Raw genomic sequence first — 17,750 nt, forward strand, 5'->3', positions numbered from 1 at the left:
GTCGAGGAGCCGCCTCATGACCGACCGCCTGCCCGGCTTCAACACCCTCGCCATCCATGCCGGGGCCGCGCCGGACGCCGCCACGGGGGCGCGCGCCACGCCGATCTACCAGACGACCTCGTTCGTGTTCGACGATGTCGATCACGCCGCCTCGCTGTTCGGGCTCCAGGCCTTCGGCAACATCTACAGCCGCATCGGCAACCCGACGAACGCGGTGCTGGAGGAGCGGGTGGCGGCCCTCGAGGGCGGCACGGCGGCGCTCGCCGTGGCCTCGGGCCACGCGGCCGAGTTCCTGGTGATGCACGCCCTGCTGCAGCCGGGCGACGAGTTCATCGCCGCCAACAAGCTCTACGGCGGCTCCATCAACCAGTTCAACCATTCCTACAAGAACTTCGGCTGGAACGTGGTCTGGGCCGACACCGACGACCCGGCCTCGTTCGAGGCGGCGGTCACGCCGCGCACCAAGGCGATCTTCGTCGAGTCGATCGCCAATCCGGGCGGCGTCATCACCGATCTGGCGGCGATCGCGGCGGTGGCCAAGCGCCACAACATCCCGCTCATCGTCGACAACACGATGGCGACCCCGTACCTGATCCGGCCCTTCGAGCACGGGGCCGACATCGTGGTGCACTCGGCCACCAAGTTCCTCGGCGGGCACGGCAACTCGATCGGCGGGCTGATCGTGGACGGCGGCAGCTTCGCCTGGGCGGGGGACGACCGCTACCCGATGCTCTCGAAGCCCCGGCCCGAATACGGCGGCATGGTGCTGTCCGAGACCTTCGGGAATTTCGGCTTCGCCATCGCGGTGCGGGTGCTCGGCCTGCGCGATCTCGGCCCGGCGCTCTCGCCCTTCAACGCGTTCCTGATCCTCAACGGCATCGAGACGCTGCCGCTGCGCATGCAGCGCCACTCGGACAACGCCCGCGCGGTCGCCCAGCACCTCGCGGGGCACAAGGACGTGTCCTGGGTGAGCTATCCGGGCCTGGAGAGCGACCGCTACCACGCCCTGCACAAGCGCTACTGCCCCCTCGGGGCGGGGGCGGTGTTCACCTTCGGCCTCAAGGGCGGCTACGAGGCCGGCGTGCAGCTCGTCTCGAACCTCAAGCTGTTCTCGCACCTCGCCAATATCGGCGACACGCGCTCGCTGGTGATCCATCCGGCCTCGACCACGCACCGCCAGCTCACCGACGAGCAGAAGGTGCGGGCGGGTGCGGGGCCCGAGGTGGTGCGCCTGTCGGTGGGCATCGAGGATCCGGCGGATCTCATCGCGGATCTGGACCAGGCGCTCGCCGGGTAGGCCGGCAGCCGGCACACGCAGATCTCCCTCTCCCGCAACGAGGGAGAAGGGCCCCGCGCCACGGTCATGGGGCATTCCGGCGGCCGTCCGGATTGGGCACGGGCTGTCGGCGCGTCTCATACGGTTTCCGGATGATCGCTTCGCGATGCGGAAACCGGCCTCGCTCAGGCGCCGCGCGGGCTCGTGATACGGTTTCCGAAAGTGATCTTCCGGAAACCGTATCAGATCACGCGGATCGGGCGCTCCACGGACGCAGGCACGCTGGCACCAAGGGCATCGGGGCGGGAGACGCGCTGCTTTGCTTGCGCGGGCGGGCAGCCCGGTCCACTCCTCCAGGGCAGACCGGACGAGGTGTTCGTCCGCACCGCGATCTCCCTCACCCGACCGGCAGGACAAACTCGCTCTCAGGTTGTCTTCGAGGGGTGGTGACCTGCTCGCCTCGGGTCGCAGAGCCTCTCCGATTGCCTCAGACCGGCACGACGGACGCCGCAATAGGCGGTGCAGCCGGCCCTGCTTCGCCTGCCTCCTCCCACTCCCAACACCCGGCTCTGCGAGCCATCACGCCCTTGTCAGTCGAATTCGAGCGGGCCGGGGGTGCAAAAAATCGGTCGGGCCGTGTAGATATCTTTTTTAATATATCCGTTGCACAATAACTATGCTCACGGACGAACGGTGCCCGCTCCGCTTTTCGATAGGATCCTTATAATGATGGAATTTGGACACCCGATATGCGTGAAAATACGCCAAAAGCCTTCGAGATAACCGCAGCATAAGACGCCCCTGCGTTCAAAAAGCGGTTCGAACGGACAATCGGAACGCGGGGCATTCGGAACTCACGCCATGATAGTAGCGGTTCTGCTGTTCATATGCGGCTTCGTATCGGGCCTGCTGACCTTCAGGGTTCCGATCATCACTGCGCTATCTGCCATTGTGACGGTTAGTGCGATCGCCGCGTGGACCGTGAGGGGTGAATTGTCCTTGTTGAGTTTTCTGATTTTGCTCGCCTACCTGATGGCGATGCAATCTGGATATTTTGCTGGTCTCTACGTCAGGCACAAAGAGTGAAATATATCACAAATTTCGGTGCCTCACCAAAACCACACAATCCTGTCGCTGATCAAGCAGATTGGCACCCATATCAGGATGGCTAAAAGACATGAACTCACAACGAGTGCCAAAGGTGGCTGCTTATCGGAGAAATTTTGATCTGTTCTATTTCGCGGCATGGTGTCCCGGTTCAAGATGAAATCCCGATCCTCAGCTAGTGCGTCGCATGATTGATGCCACACACCTGAAGGTTGTATTTTATCGACGAATGGCATGATGATGTTTCTGCGCGAGCTTCCCGAAAGGCAAATCAACCTCGCCGGCAATTGGGCGGTGACTTGCAGCCGCGTTTCCGGTCTTGATAGCGGACGGGGCGCAGGAGAGCCAGTTCACGGCTGCGTTGCGGCGGGCGCACGGAACCATGCCCCGTGACGCGCCGCAACGACGCGGCGAGGAGTGCTGCGGGGGCGGCGGGCTTCCGGGGCGCGCACGATCAAGGCACGGGATCGCTCCCCGTGCGGGCCCTTGGCCGCACACGGGGCGCGCGGGCATCCTCTCTCCCTGCGGGGAGAGAGGATGCCCGCGCGCCACCCGCCGGTGTGTGGATTGGTGTGGAAATGCCGCGGACCGTGCGGGACTGGGGCAAGCCGCGCGGCGTCAGAGCAGCGTTCCGCGGAGGATCACCATCGCCACGGTGAAGTAGATCACCAGCCCCGACACGTCGACGAGCGTCGCCACGAAGGGTGCGGAGGCCGTCGCTGGGTCGAAGCCGAGGCGCTGAAGGATGAAGGGCAGCATCGAACCGGCCAGCGAGCCGAACAGCACGATGCCGATCAGCGCCGTGCCCACCGTGGCGGCGACGAGCGGCCAGTGCTCGCCGTAATCGTAGAGGCCGGTCTTCTGCCAGACGATGATGCGCACGATGCCGAGAAGACCGAGAATCGCCCCGAGCGTGATCCCGGCCGGGATCTCGCGCAACGCCACGCGCCACCATTCGCCGAGCCGCACCTGATGCAGGGCGAGCGCCCGGATCAGCAGCGAGGTCGCCTGCGAGCCGGAATTGCCCCCCGAGCTCATGATGAGCGGGATGAACAAGGTCAGCACGATCGCCTTCTCGAGTTCGCCCTCGAAGCCCTGCATGGCGCTCGCGGTCAGCATCTCGGAGAGGAACAGCACGCAGAGCCAGCCGGCCCGCTTGCGGATCATCTGCCAGAAGCCGATGTCCATGTAGGGCTCGTCCAGGGCCTCCATGCCGCCGAAGCGCTGCACCTGCTCGGTCTGGCGCTCGACCATCGCGTCGATCACGTCGTCCACCGTGACGATGCCGATGACGTGGTTGGCCTCGTCGACCACCGGGATCGCCAGGAGATCGTATTTCGAGATCAGCCGCGCCGCCTCGTCGCGGCTCGCATCGGCGGTGAGCACCACCGGCCGGCGGGTCGGCGCCACCGACAGGATGGCGTCGTCGGGATCGCCCGAGAGCAGGCGGCGCAGGGGCACGGCCTTGGTGAGCGCGCGCGTGCGCGGATCGAGCACGAAGATCGAGTAGACCGTCTCGCGGGTGCGCTCGACGTCGCGGATGTGGTCCAGCACCTGCCGTACCGTCCAGCTCGCCGGCACGGCGACGAACTCGGTCGTCATGATCGAGCCGACGCTCTCCTCCGGATAGGCGATGAGCGTGTCGACCGCGCCGCGGGTCTCGGCGTCCAGGCGCGCGCGCAGGTCGGAGCGGCCGGGCTCCTCGATCTCCTTGAACAGGTCGGTGACCCGGTCGGCCGACATGGCCGAGAGATACGCGGCGACGCGGTCGCGCGGCAGCATCTCGATCACGTCCGCCGCCCAGTAGAATTCGGGCTGGTCGAGCACTTCGACCGCGCGCTCGACGGGAAGGCTCAGGAGGATGGCCGCCGCGACCTCGGGCGCCTCCTCGTTCAGGGTTTCCACAATGTCGGCAGCGCTCTCGTCGGCGATGCGCGCGGCCAGCACGGCCGGCTCGACGGTTGCGTCGAGGGTCAGGGTCTCGATCATGGCTCACCTTCCTGTCGACCGCCGTTCCCGGCCGGTCGCGGTGAGCCGCTCGGGCGCGAGCGGTCAGACGACGGGCAGGAACGGCACAGGCGGTCGACTGTGACTGTCGCTCGGCATGGAATTGATGGTCTCGGATGGGGGCCCCGAATGCCGCAGCGTCCGCGGGCGCGCCGCTCGATGCGCTCTGGCGCGCGTGCCGTCAAGCCCCTGGAACCATGGCCGTGACGGCTGATTGTGAATGGCACGCGGGTGCTGCAAGCCCGCCTCACGCAGGAGCCTCGAATGTCCCCCGGCCGCCGCTTCTCGGACTTCGCCGCCGCGGTCGCGCGCGCCGCCGGCAAGCCCGCCACCTTCGCCGTGAGCCTCGTGGTGATCGTGCTCTGGGCGGTCAGCGGACCGTTCTTCCACTATTCCGATACGTGGCAGCTCATCATCAATACCGGCACCACGATCGTCACCTTTCTGATGGTGTTCCTGATCCAGAACACCCAGAACCGGGACGGGGCGGCGATCCAGGCCAAGCTCGACGAGCTGATTCGGGCGAGCGCGGCGCAGAACCTGTATATCGGCATCGAGCATCTCACCGAGGAGGAACTCGATTCGCTCCGCGCCCGTTGCGAGGCGCGGGCGCGCGCGTCCCGGGCGGCGGATGCCGCAGAGGTCGCCGCCAACGAGAAGGCCGCCCGCGCTGCGGAGAGTGCCGTGGGGCATTGATCGCAGGATCCGCCGCGAGCGTGCGTCGTTCAGGCTCCCCCTTTCCGGGCTCGTTCGGGCCTGCACGACTGGAGCGAAGCGGAAGGAGATCCGGGACCCGGCCTCGGGACTCCCGCGAAGCGGCTCATACGGTTTCCGGATGATCGCTTCGCGATGCGGAAACCGGCCTCGCTCAGGCGCCGCGCGGGCTCGTGATACGGTTTCCGAAAGTGATCTTCCGGAAACCGTATCAATCGTCCGGCATCGTCGCATGGACCGGTCGCTTCGCGACTTTCCATGCCGGGTCCCGGGGCGCATTCCGCTGACGCGGCATGCGCCCCGCGAAAGTGGCTGACGCTGGATGGTGGTGGAGATCTGCAAGCGGTGGCGCCTTCACCACCGTCATCGAAAGAACGACGATGTCGCCCCCGCCAAGCCGCCCTCACACCGGCGGCAGCCGCGTGTGCCAGTCCGTCGCCTGCTGGTAGGCCTGCCCGATCCGCAGCGCCATCGGCTCGTCGTAGCTGCGGCACGCCACCTGGAGCGAGAGCGGCAGTCCCTCGGCGCTCATCCCGTTCGGCAGGGCGAGCGCGCAGAGTTCCAGGAAATTGCCGAACCGCGTGAACCGCGAGGGCACCACCGCCTGATCGACGGCGTCGAGGCGGATCGCCGCCGTCTCCGTGGTCGGCGTCAGGAGCGCGTCGAACCCCGTCATCGCCCGCTCGAAGGCCCGCTTCATGTCCTGCTGCATGCGCCGCGTGCGCAGGTAGTCGCGGGCGGAGACCGAGGCGCCGGCCAGGATCCGGGCCCGCACGTCCTCGTCGAGCGGGGCGGAGAAGTCTTCCGCCAGGGCCCCGTTGTGGAAATAGGCTTCGGCCTGGACGATCGCCGAGGCGTTGACGAAGTCCACGAAGCGGAAGGGCAGGCGGATGTCCACGATCTCGGCGCCCAGCCGGTCGAGCAGTTCGAGGCTGCGGTCGTAGGCGGCGAGCACGTCGGGCGTACAGCCCTCGCGCTCGGCCGCGGGCATGCGCCCGAGGCGCAGGCCGCGCACGCCGCGCTCCAGCTTCGTCATCGGGTCGATGGGCGGGATGCCGCGGGTGAGGGGATCGAGCGGATCCTGGCCCTGGAGGATGTTGAACAGCAGGGCCACGTCCTCGACGCTGCGCGCCATCGGGCCGGGCGTGTCGAGGGTGGTGGAGAGGGGCAGCACGCCGTGGGTGCTGACCCGCCCGACCGTCACCTTGAGGCCGGTGATGCCGCAGAACGAGGCCGGCAGGCGCACCGAGCCGCCGGTGTCCGTGCCGATCGCCCAGGGGGCTAGCCGGCCCGCCACCGCCACCCCGGAGCCGCTGCTCGACCCGCCCGGCGTGCGCGGATGAGCCGGGTCCCAGGGGTTGCGCGGCGTCCCCATGCGCTGGTTGGTGCCCCAGCCGCCGAAGGCGAACTCCACCGTGTGGGTCTTGCCGAGCACGATCATCCCCTGCGCGATCATGCGCTTGACGATCGTGGCGGTCGCGGTGGCGCGGCGGTCGCGCAGGGTCTGCGAGCCGCCGGTCGTCACCCGCCCCTCGATGTCGATCAGGTCCTTGACCGCCACCGGCACCCCGTGGAACGGCCCGACCGCGTGGCCGGAGCGGATCGCCCGGTCGGCGCCCTCGGCGGCGAGGCGGGCATCCTCCGCATAGACCTGTACGAAGGCCTGCAAGGTCGGGTCCAGCCGCGCGATGCGGGCGAGATGCGCCTCCACCGCGTCGACGGGCGAGAGGCGCCGGGCCGCGATCGCCCGCGCGAGGCTCGCGGCGGACATCAGGGCGGGATCGGTCTCGATCGGAAGCGAGTCGGTCATCGGGGGCGCTCCCGCGCTACTGCAGGCTGACGAGGGTGAGATCGACGAACCAGGATTGCGGCGACACGAAGCCCTTGACCTTCGGGGACAGGGCGCGCGCGTTGAGGTCGTGGACGATGTAGAGCCAGGGCGGGTTGTCGACGAGGCGCTCGTGTGCGGTCCGGGTGGCGGCGGCGATCTCCTGCGGGTCGGTGGCCTCGGCGAGGGTCCTGAGCGCGCCGTCGAAGCGGTCGTCCTGCCACTGCGCGAAGTTGAAGCCCTTGGGCGAGAAGTTGGCGGACAGGAAGTAGCGCGCCATCACGCTCACGTCCGAGGTGGGTGAGCTGACATTGAGCACCTGCGCGCCCTGGAGGGCCGGGGCATCGGGCGCGGCGCGGGCGGCGGTCAGCAGCACCTGCCACTCGACGACGTTGAAGCTGACGTCGACGTTGCAGGTCTGCTTCAGGTTCTCCTGCAGGAACTCGTTCATGGGCAGAGGCTGCATCTGGCCGGAGCCCGAGGTCGAGATCATCGCCTTGATGGCGAGCGGCTTGGCGGCGCTGTAGCCGGCCTCCTTCAGGAGCGCCTTGCCCTTCTCCGGATCGAGCCGGTAGCGGTTCTGCGGCGCGCCGAAATTCGGGTCCGTCGCCTTCAGCCAGCCGACCGACGGCTCGGCCGTCCCGCCGAGGAAGCCGACCAGGGCGTCCCGGTCGATGCAGTAGTTGAGGGCTTGGCGCACGCGCACGTCCCGGAAGGGCGAGTTCGTCGCGCCGATGTTGAAGAACCACGGCCAGATATGCGGGTAGGAGCCCGTGGTGATGGCAAAGCCCGCCTGCTTGAGCGAGGGGATGCCGTCGGGGGCCGGAGCCTCGATCCAGTCGACCTGGCCCGCCCGGAGGGCCGCGATCCGTGCATTCGCCTCCGGAATCGGCAGCAGCCGCACCTTGTCGACCTTCGCCTTGCGGCCGGAATCCCAGTAAGCCTCGTTGCGCGCGAGGTCGATGGCCTCGCGGGGCAGGACGCGGGTGATGCGGAAGGGGCCGGTCCCGGCCGCCGGCAGGGAGCCGACCTTCGCCCAGTCCCGCCCGGCCTTCTCGAAGGAGGCCGGCGAAGTGAACAGGATGTAGACCGCCATGTAGGGGAAGTAGGAGGCGGCGGTCGTCGTCGTGATCGCGACGGTGTGGTCGTCGATCTTCCGGTAGCTCTCGACGAGGGGCGCCCGGGCCCGGGTGATGCCGGCCGCGGGCGGCTCGTATTGCGGGCTGTCGGCCTTGAAGTAGCGGTCGAGGTTCCAGATCACCGCGTCGGCGTCGAAGGGGGCGCCGTCGTGGAAGGTGACGCCCCTGCGCAGGTGGAAGTGCCAGACGCGCTTGTCGTCCGGAGCCTGCTCCCAGCGTTCCGCGAGGCCCGGCCGCAGGGCGGCGAGCTGGTCGGTGCGGGTGAGGTCCCACAGCACCAGCCCCTCGAAGATGGGGTAGCCGAGGAAGCGCATGCCCTCGAAGCCGTTGTTCGGCATGCCGGTGGCCGTCGGCGTATCGGCGGCGGTCATGGCGATGCGCAGCATGCTCTCGGCGGCGGCCGGGGCGGACAGGACGAGACCGGCGAGGGTGGCGAGGACGAGACGGCGGCACGAACGGAGCATGGGGGGCGAGGTTCCGGGCGGCGTGGCGACCCGCCTCCGGCCGCAAGAGTCGGGCCAGGGATCGGGTCGAGACTCGGACCAAACTTGATCGCTCCTCCCGGCCGATCGCCCATTGCGCGCGGGCGCCCGGGCGGGCAGGGTCCCGGCCATGATTGCGATCGATTGGGGAACGAGCAGCGCCCGGGCCTACCGGCTCGGGCCGGACGGGACGATCCGGGAGCGCCGGGAGACGGGGCGGGGCATCCTGCACGTGCCGCCCGGCGGGTTCGCGGCGGCCCTGTGGGATCTCGTCGGCGACTGGATCGCGGCGGGCGAGCGCCGCGCCCTACTCTCCGGCATGGTCGGCAGCCGCCAGGGCTGGCAGGAGGCGCCCTATCGGCCCTGTCCCGCCGGCCCCGGCGACCTGCGGGCGGCCCTCGTCGCGGTGCCGTTCGAGCCGGGCGTGAGCGTGCGCATCGTCCCCGGGCTGAGCGATGCCGATGCGGCGGGCGTCCCCGAGGTGATGCGCGGCGAGGAGGTGCAGGTCTTCGGGGCGCTCGGCCTGCGCGAGGCCGGGCTGTTCTGCCTGCCCGGCAGCCACAGCAAGTGGGTGCGAGTGCGGGAGGGGCGCATCGGCGGCTTCACCACCGGCCTCACGGGCGAGGCCTTCGCGGCCCTGCGCGGTCACACCATCCTCGGCCGGATGATGGAGGGCGAGCCCGAGCCGGGCGAGGCCTTCGATGCCGGCGTCCGGCGCGCCCGGGATCCCGGCGGCCTGCTGCATCACCTCTTCGGCACCCGGGCGCTCGGCCTGTTCGGGCGTCTCGCTCCGGCGGAGGCGGCGAGCTACCTGTCCGGGCTGCTGATCGGCCACGACGTGCGCGAGAACCTGCCGAAAGGGGGCGGGATCGTCGACCTCGTCGGGTCCGGCCCGCTGATGGCACTCTATGCCCGGGCGGTGGCGGAGAGCGGCGGGGAAGCGCGCCTCGGGGACGCGGATGCGGCGGCCCGGGGTTTGGCCCTGATCGGGGAGGGAGCGGAATGGGCGTGACGGAGTGGCTCGGGCGCTGCCCGCTGGTGGCGATCCTGCGCGGCGTCCGGCCCGACGAGGTCGAGGCCGTCGCCGCGGTGCTGGTCGCGGCCGGCATCGTGATCATCGAGGTGCCGCTCAACTCGCCCGATCCGATCGCGAGCATCGGCCGGCTCGCGGCCCGGTTCGGGGACCGCGCGCTGATCGGGGCCGGCACGGTGCGGCGCGAGGCGGAGGTCGCGGCGGTGGCCGAGGCCGGCGGGCGGCTCCTCGTGACGCCGCACGCCGCTCCCGACCTCGTGCGGGCCGCCAAGGCGCGCGGCATGGTGGCGCTGCCGGGCTTCCTCACTCCGGCGGAGGCTTTCGCGCTCATCGATGCGGGGGCCGACGCGCTCAAGCTGTTTCCGGCGGAGGCGGGCGGCCCGGCGACGCTGAAGGCCCTGCGGGCGGTGCTGCCGGGCGAGGTGCCGCTCCTGCCGGTCGGCGGTGTCGATGCGGGCAGTCTCGCCGCGTGGCGCGCGGCGGGCGCGGCCGGCTACGGCTGCGGCTCCTCGCTCTACAAGGCCGGCGACACGCCCGAGACCGTCGCCGCCAAGGCGCGGGGCCTGGTCGCGGCCCTATGAGACGGGCAGCCGCATCAGCGGCTCGCCCATGCGGATCCGGCCGCCCTCGCGGATCCCCGCGCAGAGGCTGAAGCCGGGCGGGGCCAACACGATGATGGTGGAGCCGTGCTGGAACCAGCCCATCTCCTGCCCCTTCGCCAGGGTGGCGTCGCAGGGCAGGGTGCGCGGCCCTTTCGTGCGCAGGTCGAGATTGATGTCGAGGAAGCGGAAGCGCAGGCTCGCGACCAGGATCGCCGCCACCGGCACCAGGGCGATCGGGTGCCCGGTCGCGGTGAGCCGCGTGCGCACCACTGCGCGCTCGTTCTTGCAGAACAAGGCCTCGATCCGCTTCAGGGCGATCGGGTTCACGTTCCAGGTGTCGCCCGCGATGTAGGTCACGGAGTCGACCCGGCAGTCGTGCGGAGCGTGGAAGCGGTGATACATCCCGGCGGTGAGCCGGAGGGTGATGTAGCTCCCGTCGCGGAACTGCGCCACCGTGGCGGCGTCGGGCACGAGATCCGCGAGGCTGTAGGGAAAGCCCTTCACCTGGAAGACCCGCGTGCCCTCGATGCGGCCATGGGCGCCGACGATGGCGTCGCAGGGGCTGGTCAGCAGAGCGGGATCCGCCGCGACCGGCCGGGCGCCGTCCTTCAGTTCGCGGATGAAGCAATCGTGCATGCTGCGGAACCGCGTCGCCTTCGCCTCCGACAGGTCGAGGTCGCAGAACAGGCGCCAGATCCCGATCGAGGCGTCGCGCACGACCGGGGTCTCGATCCGGCTGAACCAGCCGATGAACCGGGTGGCGAGGCGGCGGGGGATGCGGTTCGTGAGCAGGAAGTTGAGATCTTCCTGCGCGGCGATCCGGGCGAGGGTGGACCGGAATGTCGTCATCCGTGGTCTGTCCGGCGAGAAGATCGGTTGGGGACGGTCCGGGCGCGGCGAATTCTTCGCGCGATCGGGGCCGTGGCATTCACAGACCCGGTCGCCGGCTTATCAGCGGACCACGTCGGGCGGGCGCCCCGCTCCTCGGCATGAGGAGTGATGGCGAGTGCCATCAAGGGGATTGGATGCGTAGGACCTGGCCGCCGCGTCAGGCGCCCTGCGGGGCGTCCGCCAGTTCCTGCCCCGGCAGCGCCGCCCGCGAGCCGCGACTTCCCGCGAAGCGCGCCGCGAGGAGTTCCCGCAGCACGCCCCGGCGGAGCTGCTTGTTGGTCTGAGGCAGCGGGTGCCACCAGCCATCAGCCTCCATCGCCCGCGCCGCCGCCACGAAGCGGTCCGCCACCGCGGCGAAATCCGCCTCCGTGTAGGTGAGGCTGAAGATCAGCCGGCCGGTGCCGACCCAGGACAGGGCCAGCCCCTCCGCCCGCAGGTAGTATTGCAGCATCCAATTGTAGCGCGACGGGCGCGTGTAGAGCACCGTCCAGATCGTCGACAGCGCGGCGACGCGAACCGGCAGCCCCTCGGCTTCGAGCCGGTGGTTCAGGGACGCGGCCCGGGCGCTCCAGCGCGCGTCGAGGCCGTCGTAGAGCGCCTGCGTCTCCGGCTGCTCCAGATGCGTGAAGAAGGCGTCCATCGCGCCCATCACCTGCGGGTGCGAATTGAACGTGCCCCGGGCGAAGCAGACATCCACCGGGCGCTCGTCGCGGTAGCGACGCATCAGGTCGCGCCGCCCGCACAGCACGCCGATCGGCAGGCCGCCGCCGACCGTCTTGCCATAGGTCACCATGTCGGCCTTCACGCCGAAATAGTCCTGCGCGCCGCCCGGCGCGAGGCGGAAGCCCACGAAGACTTCGTCGAAGATCAGCACGATGCCGCGCTCGGTGCAGATCTCCCGCAGGCGGCGCAGCCACGCGGCGTAGGCCTCGCGGTCGAAGCGGGCGGCGCGGCTGCTGTCGACGAGCGCGGAATCCGCCGGAGCGCCGGCATTCGGATGCAGCGCCTGGAGCGGGTTGACGAGCACGCACGCGATGTCCCGGCGCGTGCGCAGGACGCGCAGGGTCGCCTCGGACAGGTCGGCCAGCGTGTAGGTGTCGCGGGCCGGGATCGGGTTGCCGATGCCCGGCTGCACGTCGCCCCACCAGCCGTGATAGGCGCCGCAGAAGCGCACCAGATGGGTCCCCCTGGTGTGATAGCGGGCGAGGCGCACCGCCTGCATCACCGCCTCGGTGCCCGACATGTGGAACGAGACCTCGTCGAGGCCCGAGACCCGGCGCAGGCGCGCCACGTTCCGCGCCACCACCGGGTGGAAGGACCCGAGCACCGGGCCGAGGTCGCGGACCGTCTCGGCGCCCTGGGCCATGCAGGCCTTGTAGACGTCGTATCCGAACAGGTTGACGCCGTAGGAGCCCGCCACGTCGTAGAGGACGTTGCCGTCGAGATCCGTGACCGTGACGCCCGCCGACGCGCGCAGGAAGGCTCCCGCGCCGAGCTGCTCGCGGGCGATGCGCGCGAACTGGAACGGCACCCGGTAGAGGCTGGTGAACTGGAGATCGGACAGGCCGTCGCGGACCTCGGCCGTCAGGCGGCGGGTCTCGGCGAAGCGCTCGCGGTAGAGGGCGGCGAGGCGCTGGAAGGCCGCGCGGCGGCGCTCGGCCACCGCATCGGGGGCGCCGTCCGCCCGGAAGTAGCGCTCCGGCCCGTACTCGTAGAACGGGATCAGCGACGCGACGCGCCGGGACATCCGGGCGTGCCCGGTGAGCGAGCGGTGCTTGGCGCGCGAGAGCTGGAGGCGTCGGCGCAGCTTGAGGGCGGCCCCGCCCGCGGCCGCCGCGGCGAAGGGGGCGAGGGCGAGGATCGACCAGTGCATCGTCATCGGGCGGCGAGCCTGCGGTGTCGGAGCGGGCCCGCGACGGGCGCGGGCGGACGGGCCCCCCTCCCGCCGGGAGAGGGGCGTTCAGGGGCGGCCTCAGTGCTTGTGCGCCATGCCGGGGTCGATCAGCTCGCCCTGCAACACGAAGAGCGGCGCCTTGTAGTAGAGCTTGATGTCGTGGAAGGGGTCGGTGAGGATCTTCGTCGCCCAGACGAGACCGGTCTGCACGTCCTTCAGGACGAAGAGATGGACGGTGCGGAACAGGAGGCCGCCCACCGCCAGCACCAGCCAGATCATGCCGACGTGGCGCACCACGTCCATCGGCCCCTGGGGGGCGGCGAACAGGCCGAAGAAGGTCGGGTCGAAGTAGAGCGGCAGCGGCGAGAGCGCCCAGATCGCCATCAGGACGACCTTGCGCTGCAGATTGTAGCCGACCTTGATCTCTTCCTTGTACTCGTGCGTGGCCTGGTTGACCTCGTCGTAGGTGTGCGGCTCGAAGAAGAAGTGGCCGGCCTGCCGGCTGGTCATGGACACGAGCCAGCCGATCAGGGCGGCGATCGCCGGGTCCGTGAAGGCCGTCACGTAGGCGACCAGGAAGCTCACCGCGCTCACGAGGTGGAGCGACTGGTTGATCCGGTTGTGGTGATAGTAGCGGTGATCGTCCCAGCGCTGGATCCGCAGCGCCTCGAGAAAGCTGCTCATCGAACCTGTCTCCTGTCCTGTGAGATCCGATCGACCGGGTCGCAATCGCGGATGTCGGATGCGGGCGGGGGCTGAGCGGATCGGCCGACCGATCGTCCGCTCAGGATCGTGGGGAAGCGTGCGGGCTTTGCCGGCCCATGGCGGGGTATCGTCCCGGACCCTGCGGGCGGCTGTGCGCCCGCGGCGATCCCCGGATACGCATCCGGGGACCGCGCGAGGGGCCGTCAGTTCGCGACCTTGCGCAGGCGCAGCAGGCAGAAATGCCCGAGCGGCGGCAGCGGGCGGCGCTCCACGATGCTCACGGTGCCGTTCTGCTCCGCCCAGCGCGTGTAGCGGCTCCAGGGGAATTCCGTGCGCCAGCCGAGGCGGTTGGCCACCGGCGAGAACAGCTTCTCCAGGCCGCCGCGCAGGCCGCCCTCGGCGCCGATGCGCGTGGTGATCACGATCTCGCCGCCGGGGCGCACCACGCGGGCGAACTCGTCCAGGGCCGCTTCCGGGTTGGGAACCGCCGTCACCACGTATTGCGCGACCACGACGTCGAAGGCGCCGTCCTGGAAGTCGAGATGCTCGGCATCCATCACCGCGATGCCCTCGACGTTCTGGAGGCGCAGCGCGCGGACCCGCTCGCGGGCCTTCTCCAGCATCGGCTCGGAGATGTCGACGCCGAACAGGCGGGTGGTGCGGCGATAGGCCGGCAGCGAGATGCCGGTGCCCACGCCGACCTCCAGCACGCGCCCGCCGACCCGCTCGGCGGCCTCGATCGAGAGGCTGCGCCCGCGGGCGAAGACCCGCCCGAACACCATGTCGTAGACGGGCGCCCAGCGGCCATAGGCCTTCGCGACGGCATCGGTATCGAGATCGCGCACCGGCAGATCGTCCGCCGTGGCGGCGCGGCTGTTGGACAGGGAGGACATCGCTTCGGCTCTCCGGATCGGGCAGGGGCCTGCCGTCGGGCGGGCGGATGCCGGGCCCGGGCCCGCGCCGCGCGGTGCCCGATCTCCCCGGCACTTCCCTTCTCGTGCGGACCGAGCGGTAGAGGATGTCCTTAACAGAAGCATGACGACTTCAAGCCGTCATACGACGTCTCCGAAGTGTCACCGAATATTCACGAAGCGAAGGGGTCGGGATGGTCCGCCATCGGGACCCTCTCGTCGGCGCGATCATGGCACGCCGCGGTCCTTCGGTGCCAGACTAACCTTCTTCCGGCCCGTCGCCGGCAAAATGAGCCGGCTCAAAGTCTTTGGCGGGGTGAAAAATCAATGGTGTGTCGCGCGCGTCACGCCCGCGTGGCCGCCTCATCCGGCCCGTGATAAGGCACGGGCCGAACCGGGAGGGGACACCATGGACGCGCGCGAGCGGCACCTGCGGGGCACGATCGTCGAGCTGTGCCGGGAGATGAACCGCAACGGCCTGAACCAGGGCACGGCCGGGAACATCTCCGCGCGCTGCGGCACGCGCATGCTGCTGACGCCGAGCGCCACGCCCTACGACCGGATGACGCCCGAGATGATCGCCGCCCTGCCCCTCGACGGCGACGGCAGCGCCTGGGAGGGGCCGCTCAGGCCTTCCACGGAGTGGCGCTTCCACCGCGACATCCTGCGCAGCCGCCCGGACGCCCACGCGGTGGTGCACGCCCACCCGACCTTCGCGACGACGATCGCGATCACCCGCCGCGCGATCCCGGCCTGTCACTACATGGTGGCGGCCTTCGGCGGCCACGACGTGCGCTGCTCCGGCTACGCGCTCTACGGCACCGAGGCCCTGTCCCGCGAGGCGCTCGCGGCCCTCGACGGCCGCACCGCCTGCCTGCTCGCCAACCACGGCATCATCGCCATCGGCGAGAACCTGGAGAAGGCGATGTGGCGGGCCGTCGAGCTGGAAGCCCTGGCCAAGCAGTATTTCTACAGCCTGCAGCTCGACGGAGGCCCCGTGATCCTGTCGCGCACGGAGATCGACGCGGTGCTGGAGCGGTTCGCGGATTACGGGTTGCGCAGCGGCACGGCGGAGGATGCCTGAGCCGCGGATCCCGCGCCGAAGCTCACGGACCGGGGGGAGGCGGGGCTCGCGCGGATCGCACGAGCCGGACGGGAGCGTCCCGTCCGGGGCCCGGTGGGTCTGATACGGTTTCCGGAAAGATCACTTTCGGAAACCGTATCACGAGCCCGCGCGGCGCCTGAGCGAGGCCGGTTTCCGCATCGCGAAGCGATCATCCGGAAACCGTATGAACCCGGCGCATGCCTGGCGGGCGGGGCGGTCATTGGCCCGGCCGGGGCACGCGAACGCGAAGCCGGCCACGCTTGACCCTGCCTGTGCCTGCTCATAGGCAGCAACCACCCGCCGCCTCAGCCGTTGCCGCCGATGACATCCAGCCCGGACAATCCCGATTCCGACCCCGGACCGGTGCCCGTCGTGCTCCTCGTGGAGGATGACGGCCTGTTGCTGATGGAGGCCGCCGATACATTGGCGGAGGCCGGGTTCCAGGTCGTCGAGGCACCGCACGCCGACAAGGCCCTGCAGGTGCTGGAGAGCGCCCAGGAGGTCGACGCGCTGATGACCGACGTCGACATGCCGCTCGGCTCCATCGACGGTCTCGCGCTCGCCCGCCTGGTGGCCAAGCGCTGGCCCTGGATCCCGGTGCTCGTGGTCTCCGGCATGGGCACGCCCGGCCCCAACGACATGCCCGAGGGCGCGCGCTTCATCCCGAAGCCCTACGCGCCCTTCGATCTCGTCCAGACCCTGCACGATTGCGTGCGCCGCGCCGCCTGAGCGCCCGGAAGACGCCGATGCCTCCCTTCGATCCGTCCACCCTCGCCTTCGCCACCCGGGCCGTCCATGCCGGCACCGCGCCCGACCCGGCGACCGGCGCGCGCGCCCAGCCGATCTACTTCACCAACGGCTTCGTCTTCGAGTCGAACGAGCAGGCCGCCGACATCTTCGCGATGCGGGCGACCGGCTTCTCCTATTCGCGCGGCTCGAATCCCACGGTGGCGGCCCTGGAGCGGCGGGTGGCCTCGCTCGAAGGCGCGAAGGCGGCGGTGGCGGTGGGTTCCGGCCAATCGGCCATGCTGCTGGTGCTGCTGACGCTCCTGCAGGCGGGCGACGCCTACGTGGCCTCGGCGCGGCTGTTCGGCGGCTCCCTCGGGCTGATGCGTCGCCTGGAGGGCCGCTACGACCTGACGCCGCAATTCACCCGCGGCCTGACGCCGGAGGATTTCGAGGCGGCGATCACGGACAGGACCCGCGCCATCGTCTGCGAATCGATCGTCAATCCCTGCGGCACCGTCGTCGATCTCGCGGGCGTCGCCGCGGTGGCGCGGCGCCACGGGCTGCCGCTCGTCGTCGACAACACGCTGGCCTCGCCGGCCCTCATCCGCCCGATCGAGCACGGGGCGGACATCGTCGTGCACTCCACCTCGAAGTTCCTGTCGGGCTCCGGCACGGTGATCGGCGGCATCGTCTGCGATGCCGGCCGCTTCGACTGGAAGGCGACGGGCCGCTACAACCTCATCAACGAGCCCTGGCCCGATTACGACGGCCTCGTGGTCTCGGACCGCTTCCCCGAGACCGCCTTCGCGGTGGCCTGCCGCCTGTTCGGCCTGCGCGATCTCGGTCCCGGCCTCTCGCCGATGAACGCCTTCCTGACGCTCACCGGCATCGAGACCCTGCCGCTGCGCATGGAGCGCCACTGTGCCAATGCCCGCGCGGTGGCGGCCTTCCTCAAGGCGCATCCGAAGGTCGACTGGGTGAGCTATCCGTCGCTGCCCGGCCAAGCCGGCGAGGCCATCGCCAACCGCTACGTGCCGAACGGCGCCGGCGCGATCTTCACCGTCGCGCTCAAGGGCGGCGAGCAGGCGGCCCTCGACTTCATCTCCGGGCTGGAGCTGATCTCCCACCTCGTCAACATCGGCGAGATCAAGTCGCTCGCGATCCACCCGGCCACGACCACGCACCGGCAGCTGCGGGCCGACGAGAAGGCGGCGGCCTGCGTCGGGCCCGAGACGGTGCGGCTGTCGATCGGGCTCGAAAGCGTCGATGACCTGATCGCCGATGTCGAGCAGTCGCTCGCGAAGCTGTCCTGAGGCGGCTCGGCCGG

The 17,750-nt window shown here is 70.0% G+C and carries 15 protein-coding genes; 8 read left to right on the plus strand and 7 right to left on the minus strand.

Translation table 11 applies throughout. The features are described 5' to 3' along the window. Nucleotides 1–16 precede the first annotated feature (16 nt). Nucleotides 17–1,297 (plus strand): O-acetylhomoserine aminocarboxypropyltransferase, encoded by a 1,281-nt coding sequence (locus tag ACE101_RS05845; RefSeq protein WP_379126727.1) that lies wholly within the window; start codon nt 17–19, stop codon nt 1,295–1,297. 840 nt (nt 1,298–2,137) lie between these two features. Next, nucleotides 2,138–2,362: a hypothetical protein gene (locus ACE101_RS05850; RefSeq protein ID WP_379126728.1), complete on the plus strand. Its 225-nt coding sequence runs from the start codon at nt 2,138–2,140 to the stop codon at nt 2,360–2,362. 639 nt (nt 2,363–3,001) lie between these two features. Here the strand turns inward: ACE101_RS05850 and mgtE are convergent. After that, on the minus strand, nt 3,002–4,372 hold the full coding sequence (gene mgtE / locus ACE101_RS05855; protein WP_379126730.1) for a magnesium transporter: 1,371 nt from the start codon (nt 4,370–4,372) through the stop codon (nt 3,002–3,004). Between the two features lie 282 nt (nt 4,373–4,654). On the opposite strand from mgtE, the gene ACE101_RS05860 reads away from it, so the two are divergent. Further along, on the plus strand, nt 4,655–5,086 hold the full coding sequence (locus ACE101_RS05860) for a low affinity iron permease family protein (RefSeq protein WP_379126732.1): 432 nt from the start codon (nt 4,655–4,657) through the stop codon (nt 5,084–5,086). Nucleotides 5,087–5,507: 421 nt separating this feature from the next. Here ACE101_RS05860 and ACE101_RS05865 read toward each other — a convergent pair whose 3' ends face one another. Further along, entirely contained in the window at nt 5,508–6,914 is a 1,407-nt protein-coding gene (locus ACE101_RS05865; protein WP_379126734.1) for an amidase, read from the minus strand. Nucleotides 6,915–6,930: 16 nt separating this feature from the next. Further along, nucleotides 6,931–8,535 carry an ABC transporter substrate-binding protein gene (locus tag ACE101_RS05870; RefSeq protein ID WP_379126736.1) on the minus strand — a complete coding sequence of 535 codons (1,605 nt, stop codon included), beginning with the start codon at nt 8,533–8,535 and terminating at the stop codon, nt 6,931–6,933. A gap of 148 nt (nt 8,536–8,683) precedes the next feature. Here ACE101_RS05870 and ACE101_RS05875 point away from each other — a divergent pair, with 148 nt between their 5' ends. Next, nucleotides 8,684–9,565: a 2-dehydro-3-deoxygalactonokinase gene (locus ACE101_RS05875; protein WP_379126738.1), complete on the plus strand. Its 882-nt coding sequence runs from the start codon at nt 8,684–8,686 to the stop codon at nt 9,563–9,565. Beyond that, entirely contained in the window at nt 9,556–10,167 is a 612-nt protein-coding gene (locus ACE101_RS05880) for a 2-dehydro-3-deoxy-6-phosphogalactonate aldolase (protein ID WP_379126740.1), read from the plus strand. Before ACE101_RS05875 ends, ACE101_RS05880 begins: the two co-directional genes overlap by 10 nt. Here the strand turns inward: ACE101_RS05880 and asd are convergent. The 4 genes from asd to ACE101_RS05900 all read right to left on the minus strand — a co-directional run bounded on the left by asd (nt 10,162) and on the right by ACE101_RS05900 (nt 14,571). Further along, complete coding sequence (asd, locus tag ACE101_RS05885; RefSeq protein WP_379126742.1) at nt 10,162–11,037, minus strand: archaetidylserine decarboxylase; 876 nt, start codon at nt 11,035–11,037, stop codon at nt 10,162–10,164. The two genes, ACE101_RS05880 and asd, sit on opposite strands and share 6 nt — an antisense overlap. Before the next feature lie 199 nt (nt 11,038–11,236). Beyond that, on the minus strand, nt 11,237–12,958 hold the full coding sequence (locus tag ACE101_RS05890) for an aminotransferase class III-fold pyridoxal phosphate-dependent enzyme (protein WP_379126744.1): 1,722 nt from the start codon (nt 12,956–12,958) through the stop codon (nt 11,237–11,239). 93 nt (nt 12,959–13,051) lie between these two features. Beyond that, a complete protein-coding gene (locus ACE101_RS05895; protein WP_379126746.1) occupies nt 13,052–13,657 on the minus strand; it encodes a hypothetical protein in 606 nt (201 codons plus the stop codon). 224 nt (nt 13,658–13,881) lie between these two features. After that, nucleotides 13,882–14,571: a class I SAM-dependent methyltransferase gene (locus ACE101_RS05900; protein WP_379126748.1), complete on the minus strand. Its 690-nt coding sequence runs from the start codon at nt 14,569–14,571 to the stop codon at nt 13,882–13,884. 427 nt (nt 14,572–14,998) lie between these two features. Here ACE101_RS05900 and ACE101_RS05905 point away from each other — a divergent pair, with 427 nt between their 5' ends. The 3 genes from ACE101_RS05905 (at nt 14,999) to ACE101_RS05915 (ending at nt 17,736) form a co-directional block, all read left to right on the plus strand. Next, entirely contained in the window at nt 14,999–15,673 is a 675-nt protein-coding gene (locus tag ACE101_RS05905; RefSeq protein WP_379126750.1) for a class II aldolase/adducin family protein, read from the plus strand. A gap of 342 nt (nt 15,674–16,015) precedes the next feature. Further along, entirely contained in the window at nt 16,016–16,423 is a 408-nt protein-coding gene (locus ACE101_RS05910; RefSeq protein WP_379126752.1) for a response regulator, read from the plus strand. A gap of 17 nt (nt 16,424–16,440) precedes the next feature. Further along, nucleotides 16,441–17,736, plus strand: a complete 1,296-nt coding sequence (locus ACE101_RS05915; RefSeq protein ID WP_379126754.1) for an O-acetylhomoserine aminocarboxypropyltransferase/cysteine synthase family protein — start codon at nt 16,441–16,443, stop codon at nt 17,734–17,736. Nucleotides 17,737–17,750: the final 14 nt, after the last annotated feature.

Origin of the sequence: Methylobacterium carpenticola (assembly GCF_042748905.1) — a bacterium.
In the GTDB taxonomy this organism is placed as follows: domain Bacteria; phylum Pseudomonadota; class Alphaproteobacteria; order Rhizobiales; family Beijerinckiaceae; genus Methylobacterium; species Methylobacterium carpenticola.